The sequence below is a fragment of the Janthinobacterium glycogeni genome, assembly GCF_051380725.1.
GTDB lineage: Bacteria > Pseudomonadota > Gammaproteobacteria > Burkholderiales > Burkholderiaceae_D > Janthinobacterium.
In genome coordinates this window covers 84,420-104,833 of the sequence record NZ_JBNYXP010000015.1, presented here as the reverse complement: position 1 = coordinate 104,833, position 20,414 = coordinate 84,420, and the positions used below count along the sequence as shown (strand labels likewise).

The following is a 20,414-nucleotide window of genomic DNA, read 5'->3' as shown; positions in this document are numbered from 1 at the left end:
GACAACGCTCAATTTAAAAGCCAGGCTGTAATCTCGCTGACTGCGTCGAAACCCTTGTTCCATCGGACACTCCTTCTCTGTAACGAAAAAGTGTCAACTTATTCCAGGACGGGTCAGCAGGCAAAAAAAAGCCTGCGCGGGACGGCGCAGGCTTTTTTCGCCCTACGTTGACAAGGACCGCTTACGCGAAGTTCTTGGCAACGAAGTCCCAGTTGACCAGGCCCCAGAACGTTTCCACGTACTTGGCGCGCAGGTTGCGGTAGTCGATGTAGTAGGCGTGTTCCCACACGTCGCAGGTCAGCAGCGGCTTGTCGCCGGTGGTCAGCGGGCAGCCGGCGTTCGAGGTGTTGACGATGTCGACGGAGCCGTCGGCTTTTTGCACCAGCCAGGTCCAGCCCGAACCGAAATTGCCCACGCACGATTTCGTGAATTCTTCCTTGAACTTGTCGAACGACGACCATTTGGCGTTGATCGCGTCAGCCACGGCACCCGTAGGCGCGCCGCCGCCGGCCGGCTTCATGCCGTTCCAGTAGAAGGTGTGGTTCCATACTTGCGCCGCATTGTTGAAGATGCCGCCCGACGATTTCTTGATGATGTCTTCCAGCGACAGGTTCTCGAACTCGGTGCCCTTGATCAGGTTGTTCAAGTTGGTGACATACGCCTGGTGATGCTTGGCATAGTGGTATTCCAGGGTTTCTTTCGAAATATGCGGCGCCAGAGCGTCCATTTCATACGGCAGTGGTGGCAGAGTATGTTCCATGTGATGTCCCTTTATGGTGAGTATTCGGAGTCTACCGGCCTGCGGCCGGAGGGTTGAGCCAAGCTTGCTTGAAGCAGGCATTCTTGCTGAACGAGCCACTATTGTAAAGCGGATGCGCCATTGCTGCAGATTCCCGCATGCGTTGCGGATACTGGTAGCGTATTGATTCTCGTTCAGGAAAATAGTGGTATGGTGAAGCGTCAGCACCTTGAGAAACCGTAGCGAGCAAGCCCGATATCGGGTTGAGTAGCGCAGCTGTACAAAAAGTACAGCGAGCAACGCCGACCCGAGAGTGGGCTGCGCAGTAGGTTTATCATGCTGCAATCCTTAGCGGATGCGGCGCGTAGTCTCGCGTACGATCAGTTCCAGCGGCGGGATGGCCGCCTGCACGGCTTCACCGTTGATCAGTCCCAGCAGCGCTTCCGTGGCGATGCGGCCGATGTCGTACAGGGGCTGGTGGATGGTCGTCAGCGGCGGCGTCGTGTAGGACGAGCCGGGCAAGTCATCGAAACCGACGAGCGAGATGTCGTCAGGCACGCGGATACCCTTGCGGTACAAACACAGGCGCACGCCATAGGCGGACAGGTCGTTGGCGGCGAAGACGGCGCTGAATTGCTGCTGCGTATCAAATAAGTGGTTCATGGCCAGCATCCCGCTTGCCTCGTGGAAATCGCCTTCGACCATCAGCTTCGGATCGATGGCGATGTCCGCTTCGCGCAGCGCGCGCTGGTAGCCCGTCAGGCGCTCGGCCGCATCCGTGTTGTTGGCCGGGCCGGCCACGAAGGCGATGCGCCGGTGGCCCAGTTCGATCAAGTGGCGCACGGCCAGGTAGGCGCCGTATTCGTTGTCGAGCTTGAAGCCGATGGCGCTTTTTGTGGCCAGCAGGCGGCCGGTCGAGACGATGGGCCGCTGCTGCGAGAAATCGAGCACGCTCTCGTCCGAGATGCGCCCGGACAGCAGGATGATGCCGTCGACCTTTCTCGCCAGCAGCAGACGGATGCGGTCCGCTTCTTCCTGCGCATTCCAGTGCCCGCTGACGATGACGGACGCGTAGCCCGTGTCCTTCAGCCCATCGTCGACGCCGCGCAGGCTTTCATCGAAGAAGGGGCTGGAAATATCCTGCACCACGATGCCGATGGTCATCGAGCGGCCCTTCTTCAAGCCCTGCGCCATCTGGTTCGGCGCGAATTTCATGTGTGCAATGGCCGCCAGCACGGCGTCGCGCTTGTCGTCGGACACTTTAGCCGTGCCATTGAGGATGCGCGAGACGGTGCTGGGCGACACGCCGGCCTGGCGGGCCACGTCGAGTAGGGTGGAAGGGGGAGCAGCGTGGGCGCTATCGTTCAAGGTGATTCCTGGGTATCAAGATGGCTGGTCGTCAGTGCTCTGAAAACCTTTTCATCGAAAGATTACCATAAATGCCCACGGGGGGCCGTAGGTCGGGGCAGGTCGGGGTAGGTCGGGTTAGCCCGCAGGGCGTAAGCCGACATATTGTTGGCCGTTCACGTCGGATGACGCGCTTGCGCATCTCGGCGGCCCCGCTAACCCGACCTACGCTTGAAAACGTTTTCACAAAAAACAACGGCAGCCCAAATGATGAATTTGTGCGCTTTTTCATAGGAGAACACGCACCACGGCGGCCCGCTTGCCACGCTGCCCTCAATAAAAATGACAACTTTTTCGGTTGACTTGATTTTCTTTGCGGTGTTAAATGGATACATGTTGTGAAAACGTTTTCAAGATAGAAGACGCTCAATAAACGGAGATGAAATAATGAAGTCAAGCATCCTTGGCGCCGCCCCTTTGGCAGCGCTGACCCTGGCCGCCAGTGTGAGCGCCGCGCCCGCCGCCGTTCCGCCGGCCGCACCGTTGCCGGCGCTTGCCCCCGCCACGATTACCGTCGCCTCGTTTCCCGACCTGGACCGCGCCGTCAAGACGGCCTTGCCCCTGTGGGAAAAGCTGTATCCGCAGGTGAAGGTCAAGCTGGTCAGCCTGCAGATCGACGACCACCATAACTCGATGACGACGGCGCTGGCGGCAGGCGCGCGCCTACCCGACGTGATGGCCATCGACTTCCGCTATGTGGGCAGCTTCGCCGAATCAAAGGGGATGGAAGATTTGCTGCAGCCGCCATACGGGGCAGGGCAGTACCGCAGCCAGTTCGTGCCGTTCACCTTCGTGCAGGCGACCAGTTCGCGCGGCACCTTGGGCGCCATGCCGGCCGACCTGGGACCGGGTACCCTGTTCTACCGCAAGGACTTGATGGACAAGGCGGGCATCAAGGAAGCCGATCTGACGGCTTCGTGGGAGTCCTACATCGCCGCCGGCAAGAAGCTCAAGGCCGCCACCGGCACCTATCTGCTGGCCGGCGCCAGCGACCTGGCCGACATCGTCATCCGCGCCAATTTGAAGGATGGCGAAGGCATTTATTTCGGCGACAAGGGCCAGGTGCTGGTCGACTCGCCCCGCTTCGTCAAGGCGTTCGAACTGGCCAAGGCGGCGCGGGTGGCCGGCATCGATGCGCGCACCGTGGCCTGGACGGGCGAGTGGGCCGAAGGTTTTAAACGCGACAAGGTGGCCAGCCAGATGATGGGTTCCTGGCTCAGCGGCCACCTGGCCAAGTGGCTGGCGCCCGATTCCAAGGGCCAGTGGCGCGCGGCGAACCTGCCGGCCGGCGCGCTGGCTTCCTACGGCGGCTCCTTCTACGGCATCCCGAAAAAGGCGGCCAACAAGGCGCAAGCGTGGGAATTCATCAAGTTCATGACCATCAACAAGGATATCCAGCTGCATTCGCTCAAGGAGATCGGCGCCTTCCCCGCCCTGAAGGCGGCGTATGCGGACCCGATGATGGACGAGCCGCAAGCGTATTTCGGCGGCCAGAAGACGCGCCTGCTGGCGCGCGACACGGCGGCGAAGATTCCCGTCATCCGCGTCGACAAGTTCGACGCCGTGGCGCGCGACATCGTCAACATGGAACTGGAAAGCGTGCTGGCGCAAAACAAGGATATCAAGACGGCGCTGGCCGACGCCAAGGCCCTGATCACCCACCGCGCGCGGCGCTAGGAGCAGCATGACTACCTCCATGCCTTGTACCGAGGGCGCGCCCGCTGCTGCTGCGGCGCGGCCCGCAAAAAAACGCTACAACATGAAGCAGTGGGCGCCGTACATCTTCATCAGCCCCTTCTTCATCCTGTTCGCCGTCTTCAGCCTGTTCCCGCTGCTGTTTTCCATCTATTTGTCGTTCAACCAGTGGGAAGCGGCCAGCGGCGTGGAAGCCATGCAGTGGGTGGGTCTGGACAACTACAAATATGCCTTGAGCGACCCGTGGTTCTTGCGCTCGCTGGGCAATACCGTATGGCTGGCGCTGGCCTCGGGCGTGCCGCAGCACCTGGTCGCCATTCCGCTGGCGGCGTTTATCCACAACAGCTTCAAGCGCTCGCGCAACCTGGTGATCGGCATTTACTTCTTGCCGTTCATCACCTCCAGCGTAGCCATCGCCATGGTCTTCAACACCCTGTTCTCGCGCGACTACGGCCAGATCAATGTGCTGCTCCAGTGGTGCGCCAGCCTGCCGCTGGTGGGCGGCCTGTTCCCGGCGGAATCGATCGACTGGCTGGGCAGCTCGCTGTTCATCAAGCCGGCCGTCGCCTTCGTGATTTTCTGGCGCTATCTGGGCTGGAACCTGGTGCTGTACCTGTCCGCGCTGCAGGTCATCCCCAAGGATTTATATGAAGCGGCGACCATCGACGGCGCCTCGAAACGCCAGCAATTCTGGTACATCACCCTGCCGCAGCTGCGCCCCATGATCTACTTGGCCGTGACCCTCACCATCATGGGCAATCTGCAGCTGTTCGAGGAACCGTTCGTGCTGGTGGCCGAATCGAGCGGCGTAAGCCAGTCGGTGATGACAACGGCCATCTTCGTCTACAAGACGGCGTTTTCCTCGGGCGACTTCGGCACGGCATCGGCCATTTCCTGGCTGCTGTTCCTCATTATCGCCAGCACCACCTGGGTGAACAACCGCATCTTCAGCCGCAATGAACGTCATGAACGCAAGGAGGCCAAATGAAAACCACCCGCTGGACGGCCTACGCCATGGTGGCCATCGGCGCCCTGATCATGGTCGCGCCGTTCTACTTCATGTTCGTCTTTGCCACGCACACGAGCGCCGAGATCTACAGCCTGCCGCCGCCGCGCTGGTTCGGCACGGCCCTGCTGAACAACCTGGAACTGCTGCAGGAGCGCCTGCCGTTCTGGCGCAATATCGGCATCAGCCTGTACGTGGCCCTGATGACGACGGCGCTGACCCTGTTCTTTTGCTCGCTGGGCGGCTATGCCTTCGCCATGTACGAGTTTCGCTTCAAGCGGCCCCTGTTCACCCTGGTGATGGCCTCGATGATCATTCCGTCGTTCATGAACATGATTCCCACCTTCATGCTGATGGATTTCCTCGGATGGCTGGACCAGCCGCGCGCCCTGTATGTGCCGGGAGCGGCCGGCGCGCTGGGCATCTTCCTGATGCGCCAGTACATCGGCACGGCGATACCGAAGGACCTGATCGAGGCGGCGCGCATCGACGGCTGCGGCGAATTCGCCATCTACTGGCGGGTCGTGCTGCCGCTGATCGGCCCCGCCATGGGCACCCTGGGCCTGATCACTTTCATCAACTCGTGGAACAATTTCATTACGCCGCTGGTCGTCATGCGCTCGGTCGAGAACTACACGATCCCGCTGGCCCTGCGTAGCATGCAGGCGCCGAACAACACGGAGTGGGGCGCGCTGATGACGGGCGCCGCCATCGCCGTGCTGCCGCTGCTGCTGATGTTTTTTGTCGCCTCGAAGCGCCTGATCGAAGGCCTGACCCAGGGCGCCGTCAAAGGCTGATCCACACATTTATCTCAACCCCTCACACTGACATGACCACCATGCATAACGACGACATCGACACCAACTTCCCCGCCACGTTCACCTGGGGCGTGGCCACCAGCGCCTACCAGATCGAGGGCGCTGCCGCCATCGACGGCCGCGGCCCGTCCATCTGGGATACCTTCAGCCACACGGACGGCAAGATCATCGACGGCAGCAATGGCGACGTGGCTTGCGACCATTACCACCGCTATGCCGAGGACGTGGAGCTGATCGCCAGCCTGGGCGTAAACGCCTACCGCTTTTCCATGTCCTGGTCGCGCGTGCAGCCCACGGGTTCCGGCGCCTGGAACGAGGCTGGCTTTGCCTTTTATGCGCGCCTGCTCGACGCCCTGGCCGCCAAGGGTCTCGACGCGCATCTGACCTTGTACCACTGGGACTTGCCGCAAGCCTTGCAGGACGAGGGCGGCTGGCTCAATCGCGCCACCTGCTACCACTTCGCCGCCTACGCGGCCGAGGTGGCGCGCCGCTTCGGCCACAAGGTCGCCAGCATCGCCACGCACAACGAACCGTGGTGCACGGCCGTGCTGGGCCACGGCACAGGGCAGTTCGCGCCCGGCATGGCCGATCCGGCCGCCGCCGTGCAAGTGTCGCACCACCTGCTGCTGTCGCATGGCCTGGCCATGCAGGCGATGCGCGCCGTGAACGCGCCGGCCAAGCTGGGCATCGTGCTCAATCAATGGACGGCCACGCCTGCCACCGACAGCGCCCAGGACCGCGAACTGGCCGAACTCGAATATGCGCGCTCGGTGCAGTGGTATATGGACGCCATCTTCAAGGGGCGCTACCCGGCGCTGGCCCTGAAACACGCCGACGCTTCTGCTTTGTCCATCTTTGAAAACGATTTCACGGATATCAAACAGCCCATCGATTTCCTCGGCGTGAACTATTACACACGCGCTTACGTGAGCGCCGAGACGCCGCCGCGCAAGCCCGAATGCAAGCTCGGTGTCAACGACATGGGCTGGGAAACCTATCCACAGGGCTTGACGGAGCTGCTGGTGGGCCTGCATCGCGAGTACCGGCTGCCGCCCGTCTACATCACGGAAAACGGCATGGCCGTGGCCGACAAGCCGGTCGACGGCAAGATCCACGACGAGCCTCGCATCGAGTACGTGCGGCTGCACCTGGACGCCTTGCGCGCGGTGATCGCGCAGGGCATCGACGTGCGCGGCTATTTCTACTGGAGCCTGATGGACAACTTCGAGTGGAACTCGGGCTACGCCAAGCGCTTCGGCATGCTGTACGTCGATTACGCCACGCAGCAGCGCAGCTTCAAGGACAGCGCCCTGTGGTACCGCGACTTTATCGCCGCGCAGCGCGCATCCCATGCACCGGCCCAGCTGGTCCTGGCCGGGGAGCACTGACATGGCCGCCATTTCGCTGCGCGGCATCCGCAAGACCTATGGCGACGGCCCGGAAATCGTCAAGGGCCTCGATCTCGATATCCATGACGGCGAATTCATGGTCTTCGTGGGACCGTCCGGCTGCGGCAAGTCGACCCTGCTGCGCATGATCGCGGGACTGGAAGACATCAGCGCGGGCCAGCTGCGCATCGGCGACTTGCTGGCCAACGACGTGGCGCCGGCCGAGCGGGGCATCGCCATGGTGTTCCAGAGCTACGCCCTGTATCCGCACATGACGGCGCGCGACAACATGGGCTTTGCCCTCAAATTGGCGGGCAGACCGGAAGCGGAAGTGCGCGCGGCCGTCGGCAAGGTGGCCGAGATCTTGCAGATCACGCACCTGCTCGACCGCAAGCCCAAGGCCTTGTCGGGCGGCGAACGCCAGCGCGTGGCCATCGGCCGCTCCATCGTGCGCCAGCCCAAGGTGTTCCTGTTCGACGAGCCGCTGTCCAACCTCGATGCGTCCCTGCGCGTGCAGACGCGCATCGAGCTGGCCAAGCTGCACCAGGAACTGGGCACGACGATGATCTACGTCACGCATGACCAGGTCGAAGCCATGACCCTCGGCGACAGGGTCGCCGTTTTCCACGGCGGGCACCTGGAGCAGGTGGGCGCGCCTTTGGACCTGTACCGCCATCCGGCCAGCCAGTTCGTGGCCGGCTTCATCGGCGCGCTGCGCATGAACTTCCTGCCGTGCGCCGCCGTCCCCGCGCTGGCCAGCCAGCTCGGCGGCGAGGCGGGCATGCTGGTCGGCATACGCCCCGAGCACCTGCGCCTGGTGCCGCGCAATGAAGGCTATGGCGCCAGCGTGACCCTGATCGAGCAGCTGGGCGATGCGCAGATCATCCACGCGACGCTCGACGATCGCAGCGACGGCGGCCCGCATGCGGTGGCCATCAAGCTGCACGGCGAAGCGCGCCACGCGCTGGCGCAGGGCAGCGCCATCGGCTTCGCGCCGGAGGAGGGCCATGCCTTTCTGTTCGACACGGCCGGGCGCGCCGTGGCCACCCATTGACCCGGCACGGAGGCGACATGACTTCAGATTGACACCCAAAAAATGTGCAGCAGTAGCCAAAGAGCTATGTGATCATCATTCAACCAGCGGTACAGGAGACAACAACAATGCAACAGCTCAAACGCAATACCATCGCCCTCAGCCTGGCGCATGCGACCTTCGCCCAGTTCATCTTGCTGGGCAGCGGCGCCGCCATGGCCCAGGAAGCGGCCAGCACCACGGCGGCCACGGATGCGGCAAAACCGGCAGCCGAACAGATGGACCGCATCGTCGTCACGGCCACGCGCCGCAACACCTTCGTGCAGGAGACGCCGCTGGCCGTCACCGCCTTCAACCAGGACACCCTGCAAAACAACCAGGTCAAGGATCTGGCGTCGCTGGCCACCATGGTGCCGAGCCTCGTCGTCGAACAGCATGGCGACTCGGGCGGCGTGCACGTCTACATGCGCGGCGTCGGATCGGCCAACCACACGGAGCTGGGCGACCCGGCCGTCGCCTTCTATGTCGACGGCGTGTATTCGCCGCGTCCCCAGGGCGCCACGGCGCTGATGTATGATTTGAGCCACGTCGAGGTGGCGCGCGGACCGCAGGGCACCCTGAACGGCCGCAATTCGACGGCCGGCGCCGTCAATCTCGTCTCGGCCGCGCCGAGCACGGCCAAGTTCATGGGCTCGGCCGGCATCACCGTGGGCGACTACCGCCACCTGCAGACGCAGGGCATGATCAATATCCCGTTCTCTGACGACGTGGCGCTGCGCATCGCCGCCATCAAGGATAGCCACGACGGCACGGTGGACTTCCGCCGCGGCTCGAACGTCATGCCGGGCACGGCCAAGTATGGCGCCGGCGACCAGATGGGCGTGCGCGCCTCGCTGCTGTGGAAGTTCACGCCGCAGCTGCGAGGCACCTTCATCGCCGACTACTTCCTCGACCAGGGCGCCGGCAACGTCTACCTGGCGGCCGAGCCGAAGCCGGGCGAGAAGCTGCGCTCGGCCCTGATCGACACGCCGGGCACCCTGGATCAGTCCATTTTGACCTACAAGGGCAAGCTCAATTACAAGCCGACCGATGCGCTGGACTTCACGTACCTGGGCAGCTGGAGCCGCTACAAGCGCCAGAACAGCAACGATGCCGATGCGGGCCTGTTCCCCGGCTTCAAGTCGGAAAACCGCACCGACTGGGCGCAGTTCGACAGTTATTCGCACGAGCTGCAGGCGCGCTCGGACGACGATGCGCCGTTCCAGTGGGTGGCCGGCCTGTTCCTGTTCAATGAAAAGAACAAGGTGCGCTTCGATATCGACCGCAGCCAGATTTCGCAGGCGGCCGTGCAGCAGGATATCGCCAACGGCGCCGTGATCTTCGTGCAGCCGACCGTGGGCCAGTATGCCTCGTCCATGTCCTTCATCCAGGGCGACCGCCAGCTCAAATCGAAGGCCGTGTTCGGGCAGGTCAGCCAGCAAGTGACGGACCAGATCAAGCTGACGGCCGGTGCGCGCTACACGAAGGACCATAAATTCGACATCGGCGGCAAGAACTGGGCTTGCCCGAACTGGCCCGCGAACACGCCGCTGGGCACCACCGTGCTCACCGCCGACCAGCTGCGCCAGCTGGTCACGCCGGGCACGGGCCTGGCCAACACGCACAATATCGGCCCGGGCGGCGCCATCACGGCCGCCGCCTGCGGCAATACGCCAGGCGACAATACGGCCGACCTGAAATACGGCCAGGCCACCTGGCTGGGCCGCATCGAGTACAAGCTGCGTCCGGACATTTTGCTGTTCGGCTCCGTGACGACGGGCTTTCATTCGCCGGCCATCGGCGACGGCGGCGCCACCACCAAGCCGGAAAAGCTGACCAGCTATGAAATCGGCTTCAAGTCGGACTTGCTGAATCGCGAACTGACCCTGAACCTCGATGCCTTCCTGATGAAGTACAAGGACAAGCTCGAATCGCAGGTGGTCAACAGCGTGCTGGCCAACTTCAACGCGGCCGGCGCCACCGTCAAGGGCCTGGAAGCGGAATGGGTGTGGCGGCCGACGAAGGTCGACCGCCTGACGGGCAACGCCACCTGGCTCAAAGCCGTGTACGACGACTTCATGTCGTGCGACGTCGATGCGGCGCGCGCGAATGGCCAGTCCTGCGGTTCGACGGCGCCATTGGTGAATGTGGGCGGCAGCACCATGAAGCACGCGCCGAAGTTTTCCACCACCGTCCAGTACGAGCATGATTTCACGGTGGGCGGCGGCCAGCTCACGCCGCGCGCCTCGGTGCATTATGAAACCATGTCGTACGTGGGCGCGGGCGCGTTCAACGGTGACGTGCCGGGCCATGCGGGCGTCAAGCGCCAGGAAGCCTACACGACCCTGGACCTGAGCCTGCGCTTCCAGCCGGCGAACAAGGCGTACACGGTGGAAGCGTTCGTGCAGAACGCCACCGACAAGGCGGTCAAGCTGGACGTCAATGAAATCTGCACGGACGTGGGCATGCCATGCCAGCCGACGCAGCAGATCTACGGCGCCTTCTACAACGCGCCGCGCACGTTTGGCGCGCGCGTGTCGATGAAGTTTTAAATGGAGTAGTGTGAAAGAGCAGTTGCAGTCGCAGTCCACTCAGTAGGGGAAGGTGTTGGGCCGGGGAGCTTCCCCGGCCTTTTTTATTCCAGGGTCGCCTGCACGCTGGCGATGCCGATCTGCGCGCTGCCTTCGGCCAGGCGCACGTTGACGTTCTGGCGCGCCTGCAGCTGCGCCGGCGAGCGCACGATGGCGCCTTTTTCGTCGCGCAGGATGGCGTAGCCGCGCTCCAGGGTACGCTGCGGATTCAACAGTTCCAGCTGCGCCGCCAGGCCGTCGAGGCGGTGGCGCCGCTGGCTGAGCATCTGCGCCATGGCGGCGCCGCCGCGCCGCTGCGCTTCCACCAGGCGCGCGCGCGGCGCCGTGACGTCGGGCCGCAAGGCGGCCCAGCGGCTGCGCAGGCGTTCCAGTGCATATTGCGACTGGTTCACGGGCGCGCGCGCTGCATGCGTCATGGCCGTCGACAGGGCCAGCAGCTGCAGGCGCTGCTGCCGCAGCTGCGCCTTCGGGTTGAGCAGGCGGCGGCTGTGGCGGTCCAGCGTCTGCGCCGCGTCGTCGAGGCGGCGGCGCATGGCGCGGCGCAGGTCGGCCGCATCGGCGCGCAGGGACGCCATCCAGTCCGCGCGCGGCGTGGCCGCCAGTTCGGCCGCGGCCGTCGGCGTGGCCGCGCGCAGGTCGGCCGCGAAGTCGGCGATGGTGAAATCCGTCTCGTGGCCCACGCCGCTGATCACGGGCATGGAGCAGTCGGCGATCGCATGGGCCACGGCTTCATCGTTGAACGACCATAAATCCTCGATGCTGCCGCCGCCACGGCACACCAGCAGCACGTCGCATTCGGCCCGTGTTGATGCCGTGCGGATGGCGTGCGCGATCTTTTCCGGCGCCTGCTGGCCTTGCACGGGCGTCGGGTACAGGATGATATTGACGTGCGGGGCGCGGCGCTGGAGCGCGATCAGCACGTCGTGCAGGGCGGCCGCCTGCGGGCTGGTGACGATGCCGATGCTGCGCGCGAACATGGGGATGGCGCGCTTGCGTTCCTGGTCGAACAGTCCCTGCGCGGCCAGCTTTTCCTTCAGGCGCTGGAACGCTTCGTACAGGGCGCCCACGCCGGCGCGGCGGATGGCTTCGACGTTGATCTGGTAATCGCCGCGCGCGCCGTACAGGGTGACGAGGGCGCGCACTTCGACCTTGTCGCCTTCGCGCGGCGTGAAGCCGGCGTACTGGGCGCGGCCACGGAACATCACGGCGCGCACCTGGGCGCCGTCATCCTTCAGGGTGAAATACCAGTGGCCGGAGGCGGCGCGCGTGAAGTTGGAAATCTCGCCGGCGATCCAGGTCAGAGGGAACGAGCGCTCGAGCAGGCGCGCGACGGCCTGATTCAGGGCGCTGACGGTCAGCACGGGCGGGGCGGCAAAGCCGCTGTCAGTCGGGTTGTCTGTCATCATAAAGCTGGGAGCGGGAAGGGAACTGTCCACATATTATCGGCGAGGTCATGCTTATGTCATACATCGTGCAAAACAACAAGATCTATTTCTAAGTAATTGATTTCATGATGAATTCCCGTATGCCTGATTTGCGTGCACAGGGAAAAAATCCTTTAATATCAAGCACATCAGTGCAGCCCCTTCCACTTACGCACAAAGTTATCCACAGAAAGTGTGCGGAACTTTTTGCCTTGGACAAACGTTGGCCGTCAAACCTATATTGACCGGTAAAAGTACCTTGCTACATTTTTGCGCATGGAAATAAAGTGCATAGGAATCAATCGCTTAGTATGCCATGCATGGCCTTGCGCACAATCTTATCCACAAAAAATGTGCAGAACTCTGGCGCGGTGCCTGATTTATCCACCGGAACGTGCATGGCATGGCTTGCCTGCATTTTACGCAGCATAAAAATAGCCATATAAATCAAGTATTTAGCATGAAGCTGTACGCCTTGCTCACAATCTTATCCACAGAATATGTGCAAAACCGCATAAATCGTTTCGTCTTTTCCGGTACTTTTCCACGGCGCGAGCAGGCGCTCGCGCTGCCTTATTTTTCAGCATCGAAAAAAACTCCTTTAAAATCAATGCTCTTGCATGGAGTCAATCGGCTTGCTCACAATCTTATCCACACTTTATGTGTGGAACTGCGCTGACGGTGGAAAAGTGCCGTCTGGACGTACAATCGGACGCCGAAAACCCCGCTTTTGCGGCCTTGCTGCATTTTTATGCATGGCAATAAAAACGATATAAATCAATGCACTTAGCGCCTATCTTTGCGCTTGCACACAATCTTGTCCACAGATTGTGTGCAGAACTTTGACTGCCTATCTGCCGCCGATTGCGCGCTGGCTGCCACTTTTTTACTCATTGAGTTAATTTCCTTTAAAATCAAAGACTTGATTGAATTTCCTGGGTTTGCGCACAATCTTGTCCACAGTAAATGTGCAGAACTCTTCAAGTATTAATTTATTGACATTGACTACTGTCGATAAGCTGCTATGCCTGTATTTTGCGCAGCACGATAATCTTCATGTAAATCAATCACTTGCATGCTGGACTTCATGCTTGCTCACAATCTTATCCACATAAAGTGTGCAAAACTGTGCCGCAGTGGCAGCTGCTCGCCGCGCGGTGGGGACAAGTGCCATGCAGGCACCACTTGCCGCCGGCGCGGCAACGCGCTACATTGCGCCATCCCTGCGCGCACGTACCATCGGTCTTCGGCGCTCGGTACAATACAGGCTGTCCGGGCGGTCCATCGCCTTCCCTTTACCAGGAGTTTCTTTTGCTCGCTATATTTCAAGCCGCTGGCTGGCCCATCTGGCTGTTGTTGATCGCTTCCATCGTCGCCCTGGCCCTGATCATCGAGCGTCTGCTGTATTTGCGACGCGGCAAGATACTGCCCCGCAAGCTGTTCGATGAAGTGGTGCAGGTATATCGCAGCGGCAAGATCACGCCGGACACGGTGGCCAAGCTGGAAGGCAATTCGCCGCTGGGCGTGGTGCTGGCCGCCGCCCTGCGCAATGTCGACGCGCCGCGCGAGGTGATGAAGGAATCGATCGAAGAGGCGGGCAGCGGCGTGGCCCACACGCTGGAACGTTTCCTGACGACTTTGGGCACCATCGCCACCCTGGCCCCGCTGATGGGCCTGTTCGGCACGGTGGTGGGCATGATCGAAATCTTCGGCTCGCAAAACGCCAGCGGCTCGAATCCCGCACAATTGGCCCACGGTATCTCGGTGGCCCTGTATAACACCGGCTTCGGCTTGGCCATCGCCATGCCGACTCTCGTCTTCTACCGCCATTTCCGCGCCCTCGTCGACAGTTTCGTCATTGACATGGAGCAGCAAGCGGTCAAGTTCGTCGACATCGTCCACAGTGGCCGCAAATGAACTTCCGCAAAGGCAAGGGGCGTGAAGACCCCGAAATCAACCTGATCCCGTTCATCGACGTGCTGCTGGTGATCCTGATCTTCCTGATGGTCAGCACCACCTACAGCAAGTTTACGGAACTGCAGATCACCTTGCCGACGGCCGACGCCGAGCAGGCCAAGGAGAAGCCGCAGCAGATCGACGTCACCATCGATGCCAAAGGCAATTACACGGTCAACCGCGAACCCATATCGTTCCGCGACGTGGCCGGCCTGGCCGACGCCCTGCAAAACGCGGCCAAGGCTGCCAACGGCGGCAAGCCGCCCGCGCAGACGCCCGTGGTCGTGGTCAACGCCGACCAGTTCGCCATGCACCAGATGGTCATCCACGTGATGGAAGCGGCGCGCCTGGCCGGCTATGAAAAGCTGACGTTTGCGGCGCAGGCGGGCGGCAGCAAGTAGGTCGGCTTAGCCGGAACCGCGTAAGCCGACACAAGCCGCAGCCGAGCATGTCGGATGACGCTGCGCCTGGCGGCGCGGCTAATCCGACCTACACCATTTTTACGTCTTCCTTCATGCCCACATCCTCCCCCGCCAAGCTTGAAACCACATTGACTCGCGCCTGGCTGACACGCGGTCCGCTGGCGTGCGCGCTATGGCCCGTCTCGCTGCTGTTCGGCGCCCTGAGCGCCGTGCGGCGCGTTTTGTACCGCGCCAACATCCTGCAATCGGCGCGCCTGCCCGTGCCCGTCGTCGTCGTCGGCAATATCTTTATCGGCGGCACGGGCAAGACGCCGCTGACGATCTGGCTGGTGCAAGCCTTGCGCGAGGCGGGCATGCGCCCGGGCGTGATCTCGCGCGGCCATGGCAGCGCCGACCGGCTGCCGCGCGCCGTGACGGGCGAGTCCACGCCGCAGCAGGTGGGCGACGAGCCGCTGCTGATCTTCCAGCGCGGCGGCTGCCCCGTGATGGTGGGGCGCGACCGCGCGCAGGCGGGCAGGGCGCTGCTGGCCGCGCACCCGGAAGTCGACGTGCTGGTCACGGACGACGGCTTGCAGCATTACGCCTTGCAGCGGGATGTGGAAATCGTGCTGTTCGACGGCCGCGGCGCGGGCAATGGCTGGCTGCTGCCGGCCGGTCCCTTGCGCGAATCGCCGCGCCGCCGGCGCGACGTGACGGTGATCAATGTGCCTGAGCTGGCGCCGGCGCTGGTGGACAAGGTCGCGCCCAAGGGCTCCCTGGTGGTGCAGATGCGGCTCGATGGCGGCGTGGCCGAACGCCTTGCCGACCGCACGCAACGCATGGCGCTAGCCGACCTGGCGACCGGCGGCCAGCGCATCGTGGCGGCGGCCGGCATCGGCAACCCGCAGCGTTTCTTTGCCATGCTGCGCGCGGCCGGATTGGACTTCGCGGAACTGCCCTTGCCCGACCATCACGACTTCCTCGACCAGCCATTTGCGGCACTCGACACGGATGTGATCTTGATCACCGAGAAGGATGCAGTAAAATGTGCGCAAATTGAATATCTCAAAGATGACCCGAGACTGTGGGTCGTCCCCGTCAGTGCGCGCATCGATAGCGCGCTGGCCCAACAAATTGTGGAGAAATGTCGTGGACGCTCGACTGCTTGATATCCTGGTCTGCCCTGTTTGCAAGGGTCCGCTTGAACACGATAAGAAGGCGCAGGAACTGATTTGCCGCGCCGACCGCCTCGCCTATCCTATCCGCGATGGCATCCCCATCATGTGGGCGGACGAAGCGCGCACCCTGCAAGACGCAGTGGAATAACGATGGCGTTCATCGTCATCATCCCGGCCCGCCTGGCTTCGACCCGCCTGCCGGGCAAGCCGCTGGCCGACCTGGGCGGCAAACCCATGGTGGTGCGCGTGGCCGAGCAGGCAGCCCTGTCCGGCGCCGCGCGCGTCATCGTCGCCACCGACCATGAATCCATCCGCGCCGCCTGCGCGGCGCATGGCGTGGAAGTGTGCATGACGCGCGCCGACCATCCGTCGGGCACGGACCGCATCGCCGAAGTGGCGCGCACGCTCGAGCTGCCGCCGGACGCCGTCGTCGTCAACCTGCAGGGCGATGAACCGCTGATCGATCCATCCCTGCTGGCCGCCTGCGCCGCGCAGATCAGCAGTGCCGTTCCGATGGCCACCTGCGCCCATCCGCTGCACGAGGTAGCCGATGCGTTCAACCCAAACGTGGTGAAGGTCGTGCTGGACAAGAACGGCCGCGCCTTGTATTTTTCGCGCGCCACCATCCCCTGGCACCGCGACGGCTTCGCGCAGTCGAAAGACAGCTTGCCGGCAGGTTACGTGCCCCTGCGCCATATCGGCCTGTATGCGTACAGCAATGCGTTTTTGCAAGAATACCCGCAATTGTCCGCCTCGCCGCTGGAAGCCATCGAGGCGCTGGAGCAGTTGCGCGTGCTGTGGCACGGTGTCGCCATCGCCGTGCACGTCACGGACTCGGCCCCGGCCGCCGGTGTCGACACGCCGGAAGATCTTGCCAGAGTACAGGCGCACTACCGCCACGTCACCTGAGAAAACGTCCATGGCTGCCTTGCCCTGAACGTGTTTCAGACGCCGTGCGTGCGCGAGAAAAACTTTATGCGGGGCCTGCCACAAAAAACCACATTTTGAAACGTCCGCCTCGCTAATTGCTGGCTTTGATCAATCAGGGCATAGCAATTCGATAGCAAACTGGCGTTCCGGGGATTTTTTGTGGTAAGTTTCGTAGGGAAAGATAGCCATAGCAACATCATCTAAAAATAATTACACATACCACCATCCAAAATCTGTTTTTTAGGAACTTTTCAATGCGTCTGATACTTTTAGGAGCACCCGGTGCCGGCAAGGGCACCCAAGCTAACTTCATCAAAGAAAAATACAACATTCCACAAATCTCCACGGGCGACATGCTGCGCGCGGCGATCAAGGAAGGCTCCGAACTGGGCCTGGCAGCGAAAAAAGTCATGGATGCGGGCGGCCTCGTGTCGGACGACATCATGATCGGCCTGGTCAAGAACCGCCTGCAGGAAGCCGATTGCGCCAATGGCTACCTGTTCGACGGCTTCCCGCGCACCATCGCGCAGGCGGACGCCATGAAGGATGCCGGCATCAATGTCGACTACGTGCTGGAAATCGACGTGCCCGATGCGTCCATCATCGAGCGCATGGACGGCCGCCGCAGCCACCCGGGTTCGGGCCGCGTCTACCACGTCAAATTCAATCCGCCCAAGGTCGACGGCGTCGACGATATCACGGGCGAGCCGCTGATCCAGCGCGACGACGACAAGGCGGAAACCGTCGAGAAGCGTCTGGACGTGTACCACAACCAGACCAAGGTCTTGCTCGGTTACTACAACGACTGGGCCAAGTCCGGCCTGCCAGGCGCGCCGAAGTACCGCCGCATCGCCGGCGTCGGTCCGGTCGAGCAAATCCGCGACAGCGCATTTGCCGCCCTGGCGGAATAAGCAGTTTTGAAAAGCGGACCTGAGTGTCCGCTTTTTTTGTGCCCGCGCTTCAGGCGGGCGCCGTGTCGTTTTCGTGGTTCAGGTTTTTTGCAGGTCGTGTTTTCCTGGCTGCGCGTGCCTACCCGGTGCGGTCTGCAGCTGTCGGCAATGACGTCGGATAAAAACAGAAGGGGACGATATGGCAGCCAGTTTGTGGTTTGCGGTAGCCTGCGGCGTGATCGCAGTCATCTATGGTTTGGTGTCGCGTAGCTGGATCCTGCGGCAGGATCCCGGCAACGCGCGCATGCAGGAAATCGCCCTGGCCATCCAGCAGGGCGCGGCCGCCTACCTGGCGCGCCAGTACCGCACCATCGCCATCGTCGGCGTGGTGCTGCTGATCGCCATCTACGTGCTGCTGGGCCTGCATACGGCGCTGGGCTTTCTGATTGGCGCCGTGCTGTCGGGGGCCTGCGGCTTCATCGGCATGAATGTCTCGGTGCGGGCCAATGTGCGCACGGCGCAGGCGGCGACCCTGGGCATCAACCAGGCGCTGAACGTGGCCTTCAAGGGCGGGGCGATCACCGGCATGCTGGTCGTGGGACTGGGCCTGCTGGGCGTGACCCTGTTCTACTGGCTGCTGATGAAGACGGGCGCGCCCGGCCTGACCCAGCATGACCTGATCAAGCCTCTGATCGGCCTGGCCTTCGGCGCCTCGCTCATCTCCATCTTCGCGCGGCTCGGCGGCGGCATCTTCACCAAGGGCGCCGACGTGGGCGCGGACCTGGTGGGCAAGGTGGAGGCGGGCATTCCCGAGGACGATCCGCGCAACCCGGCCGTCATCGCCGACAACGTGGGCGACAACGTGGGCGACTGCGCCGGCATGGCGGCCGACCTGTTCGAAACCTATGTCGTGACCTTGATCGCCACCATGCTGCTGGGCGCCTTGCTGATGGCAGAGGCGAGCGGCACGGCCATCATCTATCCGCTGCTGCTGGGCGCCGTTTCCATCCTCGCCTCCATCGTCGGCTGCTCGATGGTCAGGACGGCCCCCGGCAAGAAGATCATGTCGGCCCTGTACACGGGCCTGTGGTGGGCGGCCGGCCTGTCCCTGGTCGGCTTTGCCGTGGTGACGTGGCTGCTGTGGCCCGACGACGCCATGCGCTACAAGATGCTGGGCGCCACCGTCGTCGGCATCGTCCTCACGGGCCTGATGGTGTACATCACCGAGTACTACACGGGCACGGATTTCAAGCCCGTGCGCCACATCGCCGAAGCGTCGACGACGGGCCACGGCACGAATATCATCGCCGGCCTGGGCGTGTCGATGAAGTCGACCGCGTACCCGGTGCTGGCCGTCTGCGTCGCCATCCTCGTCTCGTACCAGCTGGCGGGCCTGTACGGCATCGCCATCGCGGCCACCTCGATGCTGTCGATGGCTGGCATCATCGTCGCGCTCGACGCGTACGGCCCCATCACCGATAACGCGGGCGGCATCGCGGAAATGTCGGGCCTGCCCGACTCCGTGCGCGCCATTACCGATCCTTTGGACGCCGTCGGCAACACGACCAAGGCCGTCACCAAGGGCTATGCCATCGGTTCGGCCGGGCTGGCCGCGCTGGTGCTGTTCGCCGACTACACGCATGCGCTCGAATCCGTGGGCCAGCACATCACCTTCGATTTGTCGAACCCCATGGTCATCGTCGGCCTGTTCATCGGCGGCCTGATACCGTATCTGTTCGGCGCCATGGCGATGGAAGCCGTGGGCCGCGCGGCCGGCGCCGTGGTGGTCGAGGTGCGGCGCCAGTTCCGCGACATCAAGGGCATCATGGAAGGCACGGCGCGGCCCGAATACGACAAGGCCGTCGACATGCTGACGGCGTCGGCCATCCGCGAAATGATCGTGCCGTCCTTGCTGCCGGTGGTGGTGCCCATCGTCGTGGGCATGCTGCTGGGGCCGGCGGCGCTCGGTGGCTTGCTGATGGGGACCATCGTCACGGGCCTGTTCGTGGCCATTTCCATGACCACGGGCGGCGGCGCCTGGGATAATGCGAAGAAATACATCGAGGATGGCCATTTTGGCGGCAAAGGGTCGGACGCGCACAAGGCGGCCGTCACGGGCGACACGGTGGGCGACCCGTACAAGGACACGGCCGGACCGGCCGTCAATCCCTTGATCAAGATCATCAATATCGTGGCCCTGCTGCTGGTGCCGCTGCTGCCGGCCACGGGCTGGCTGGCTGTCAAGGCGCCGGCACCCATCCACGCGCCCGTGCCGCCCATCCTGGCGCCGGCGACACCCGTGCAAAGCTTGCCGGCGCAATAGACTGCGCCACTCCATGCAGCCCCGCGGCCCGCGCTGCGGGGCTGTTTGCGTTTGTATCAGTGAAACTTTCCTGCCGTCCATATCCCCAGCGTATCAAAGGTGAGCAATTGTTACGGCGCCTTTGCTTGTGCTGGCTCTCTGTCAATAATGAAACGAGCGTCACAGTCTGGCATGGAAGGCGGGAGGATGTCATGGACAGCATCAGCAGGAAGGGCGGCGCGCTGGCGGCGCTGCTGGTATTGGCGGTCACGGCGGGAGTAGCTCAGGCGGCGCCGGGCCGGCACGGCGGTTTTCACGACGGCCACGGCCATCACGGCCACTTCCATGGCCGTTCGCACGTGGGCGTCTGGGTGGGATCTCCCTGGTGGTATGGCTATGGGCCTGGCTGGTATGGCGACCCGTGGTATGGCTACCCCTATCCATATGGGCGCACCCTGATCGTGCAGCCGCCGCCCGTGTACATCGAGCAGGGCGGCGAGCAGACGGTGCAGATGTGGTATTACTGCGCCCGCCCGCAGGGCTATTATCCCTACGTGAAAAATTGCAGTACGGCATGGCGTGCCGTATTGCCGAGCAGCGTGCGCTGACCGGGGAGG

General features: G+C 62.8%; 18 protein-coding genes. 14 read left to right on the top strand and 4 right to left on the bottom strand.

All coding sequences use genetic code 11. The annotated features are described in order from the left end of the window. Nucleotides 1-181 precede the first annotated feature (181 nt). Nucleotides 182-760 carry a superoxide dismutase gene (locus ACQ4W4_RS25060; RefSeq protein ID WP_076567501.1) on the bottom strand — a complete coding sequence of 193 codons (579 nt, stop codon included), beginning with the start codon at nt 758-760 and terminating at the stop codon, nt 182-184. A 327-nt stretch (nt 761-1,087) separates the two neighbouring features. Continuing rightward, the gene (locus ACQ4W4_RS25055) at nt 1,088-2,107 is read right to left on the bottom strand and encodes a LacI family DNA-binding transcriptional regulator (protein WP_436544254.1); all 1,020 of its coding nucleotides are present in this window, start codon (nt 2,105-2,107) and stop codon (nt 1,088-1,090) included. A gap of 426 nt (nt 2,108-2,533) precedes the next feature. On the opposite strand from ACQ4W4_RS25055, the gene ACQ4W4_RS25050 reads away from it, so the two are divergent. The 6 genes from ACQ4W4_RS25050 to ACQ4W4_RS25025 all read left to right on the top strand — a co-directional run bounded on the left by ACQ4W4_RS25050 (nt 2,534) and on the right by ACQ4W4_RS25025 (nt 10,677). Beyond that, entirely contained in the window at nt 2,534-3,823 is a 1,290-nt protein-coding gene (locus ACQ4W4_RS25050) for an extracellular solute-binding protein (protein WP_436544253.1), read from the top strand. Nucleotides 3,824-3,830: 7 nt separating this feature from the next. Further along, on the top strand, nt 3,831-4,829 hold the full coding sequence (locus tag ACQ4W4_RS25045) for a carbohydrate ABC transporter permease (protein ID WP_436544252.1): 999 nt from the start codon (nt 3,831-3,833) through the stop codon (nt 4,827-4,829). Further along, nucleotides 4,826-5,644, top strand: a complete 819-nt coding sequence (locus ACQ4W4_RS25040; protein WP_034751746.1) for a carbohydrate ABC transporter permease — start codon at nt 4,826-4,828, stop codon at nt 5,642-5,644. The genes ACQ4W4_RS25045 and ACQ4W4_RS25040 overlap by 4 nt, the downstream gene beginning before the upstream one ends. Before the next feature lie 32 nt (nt 5,645-5,676). Next, entirely contained in the window at nt 5,677-7,053 is a 1,377-nt protein-coding gene (locus tag ACQ4W4_RS25035; RefSeq protein WP_436544251.1) for a GH1 family beta-glucosidase, read from the top strand. 1 nt (nt 7,054) lies between these two features. After that, a complete protein-coding gene (locus ACQ4W4_RS25030) occupies nt 7,055-8,107 on the top strand; it encodes an ABC transporter ATP-binding protein (protein WP_436544250.1) in 1,053 nt (350 codons plus the stop codon). Nucleotides 8,108-8,214: 107 nt separating this feature from the next. Further along, entirely contained in the window at nt 8,215-10,677 is a 2,463-nt protein-coding gene (locus tag ACQ4W4_RS25025; protein WP_436544249.1) for a TonB-dependent receptor, read from the top strand. An 83-nt stretch (nt 10,678-10,760) separates the two neighbouring features. Here ACQ4W4_RS25025 and xseA read toward each other — a convergent pair whose 3' ends face one another. Together xseA and ACQ4W4_RS25015 are read right to left on the bottom strand one after the other, a co-directional pair. Further along, nucleotides 10,761-12,122: an exodeoxyribonuclease VII large subunit gene (xseA, locus tag ACQ4W4_RS25020; protein WP_436544248.1), complete on the bottom strand. Its 1,362-nt coding sequence runs from the start codon at nt 12,120-12,122 to the stop codon at nt 10,761-10,763. Nucleotides 12,123-12,438: 316 nt separating this feature from the next. Beyond that, nucleotides 12,439-12,582 carry a hypothetical protein gene (locus tag ACQ4W4_RS25015; protein WP_436544247.1) on the bottom strand — a complete coding sequence of 48 codons (144 nt, stop codon included), beginning with the start codon at nt 12,580-12,582 and terminating at the stop codon, nt 12,439-12,441. 869 nt (nt 12,583-13,451) lie between these two features. Between ACQ4W4_RS25015 and ACQ4W4_RS25010 the strand changes: the two genes are divergently transcribed. The 8 genes from ACQ4W4_RS25010 (at nt 13,452) to ACQ4W4_RS24975 (ending at nt 20,405) form a co-directional block, all read left to right on the top strand. Further along, on the top strand, nt 13,452-14,057 hold the full coding sequence (locus ACQ4W4_RS25010) for a MotA/TolQ/ExbB proton channel family protein (RefSeq protein ID WP_436544246.1): 606 nt from the start codon (nt 13,452-13,454) through the stop codon (nt 14,055-14,057). Continuing rightward, entirely contained in the window at nt 14,054-14,497 is a 444-nt protein-coding gene (locus ACQ4W4_RS25005) for an ExbD/TolR family protein (RefSeq protein WP_436544245.1), read from the top strand. Before ACQ4W4_RS25010 ends, ACQ4W4_RS25005 begins: the two co-directional genes overlap by 4 nt. Nucleotides 14,498-14,610: 113 nt before the next feature. Beyond that, nucleotides 14,611-15,666 carry a tetraacyldisaccharide 4'-kinase gene (lpxK, locus tag ACQ4W4_RS25000; protein ID WP_436544244.1) on the top strand — a complete coding sequence of 352 codons (1,056 nt, stop codon included), beginning with the start codon at nt 14,611-14,613 and terminating at the stop codon, nt 15,664-15,666. Further along, entirely contained in the window at nt 15,647-15,823 is a 177-nt protein-coding gene (locus ACQ4W4_RS24995; RefSeq protein WP_010395789.1) for a Trm112 family protein, read from the top strand. The genes lpxK and ACQ4W4_RS24995 overlap by 20 nt, the downstream gene beginning before the upstream one ends. A gap of 2 nt (nt 15,824-15,825) precedes the next feature. Then, nucleotides 15,826-16,584, top strand: coding sequence for a 3-deoxy-manno-octulosonate cytidylyltransferase (gene kdsB / locus ACQ4W4_RS24990; RefSeq protein ID WP_436544243.1), 759 nt, complete (start codon nt 15,826-15,828; stop codon nt 16,582-16,584). 275 nt (nt 16,585-16,859) lie between these two features. Next, nucleotides 16,860-17,516 carry an adenylate kinase gene (gene adk / locus ACQ4W4_RS24985; RefSeq protein ID WP_436544242.1) on the top strand — a complete coding sequence of 219 codons (657 nt, stop codon included), beginning with the start codon at nt 16,860-16,862 and terminating at the stop codon, nt 17,514-17,516. A 178-nt stretch (nt 17,517-17,694) separates the two neighbouring features. Next, complete coding sequence (locus ACQ4W4_RS24980) at nt 17,695-19,818, top strand: sodium-translocating pyrophosphatase (protein WP_436544241.1); 2,124 nt, start codon at nt 17,695-17,697, stop codon at nt 19,816-19,818. A gap of 191 nt (nt 19,819-20,009) precedes the next feature. Then, complete coding sequence (locus tag ACQ4W4_RS24975) at nt 20,010-20,405, top strand: hypothetical protein (protein WP_436544240.1); 396 nt, start codon at nt 20,010-20,012, stop codon at nt 20,403-20,405. The last annotated feature ends 9 nt before the right edge of the window (nt 20,406-20,414 follow it).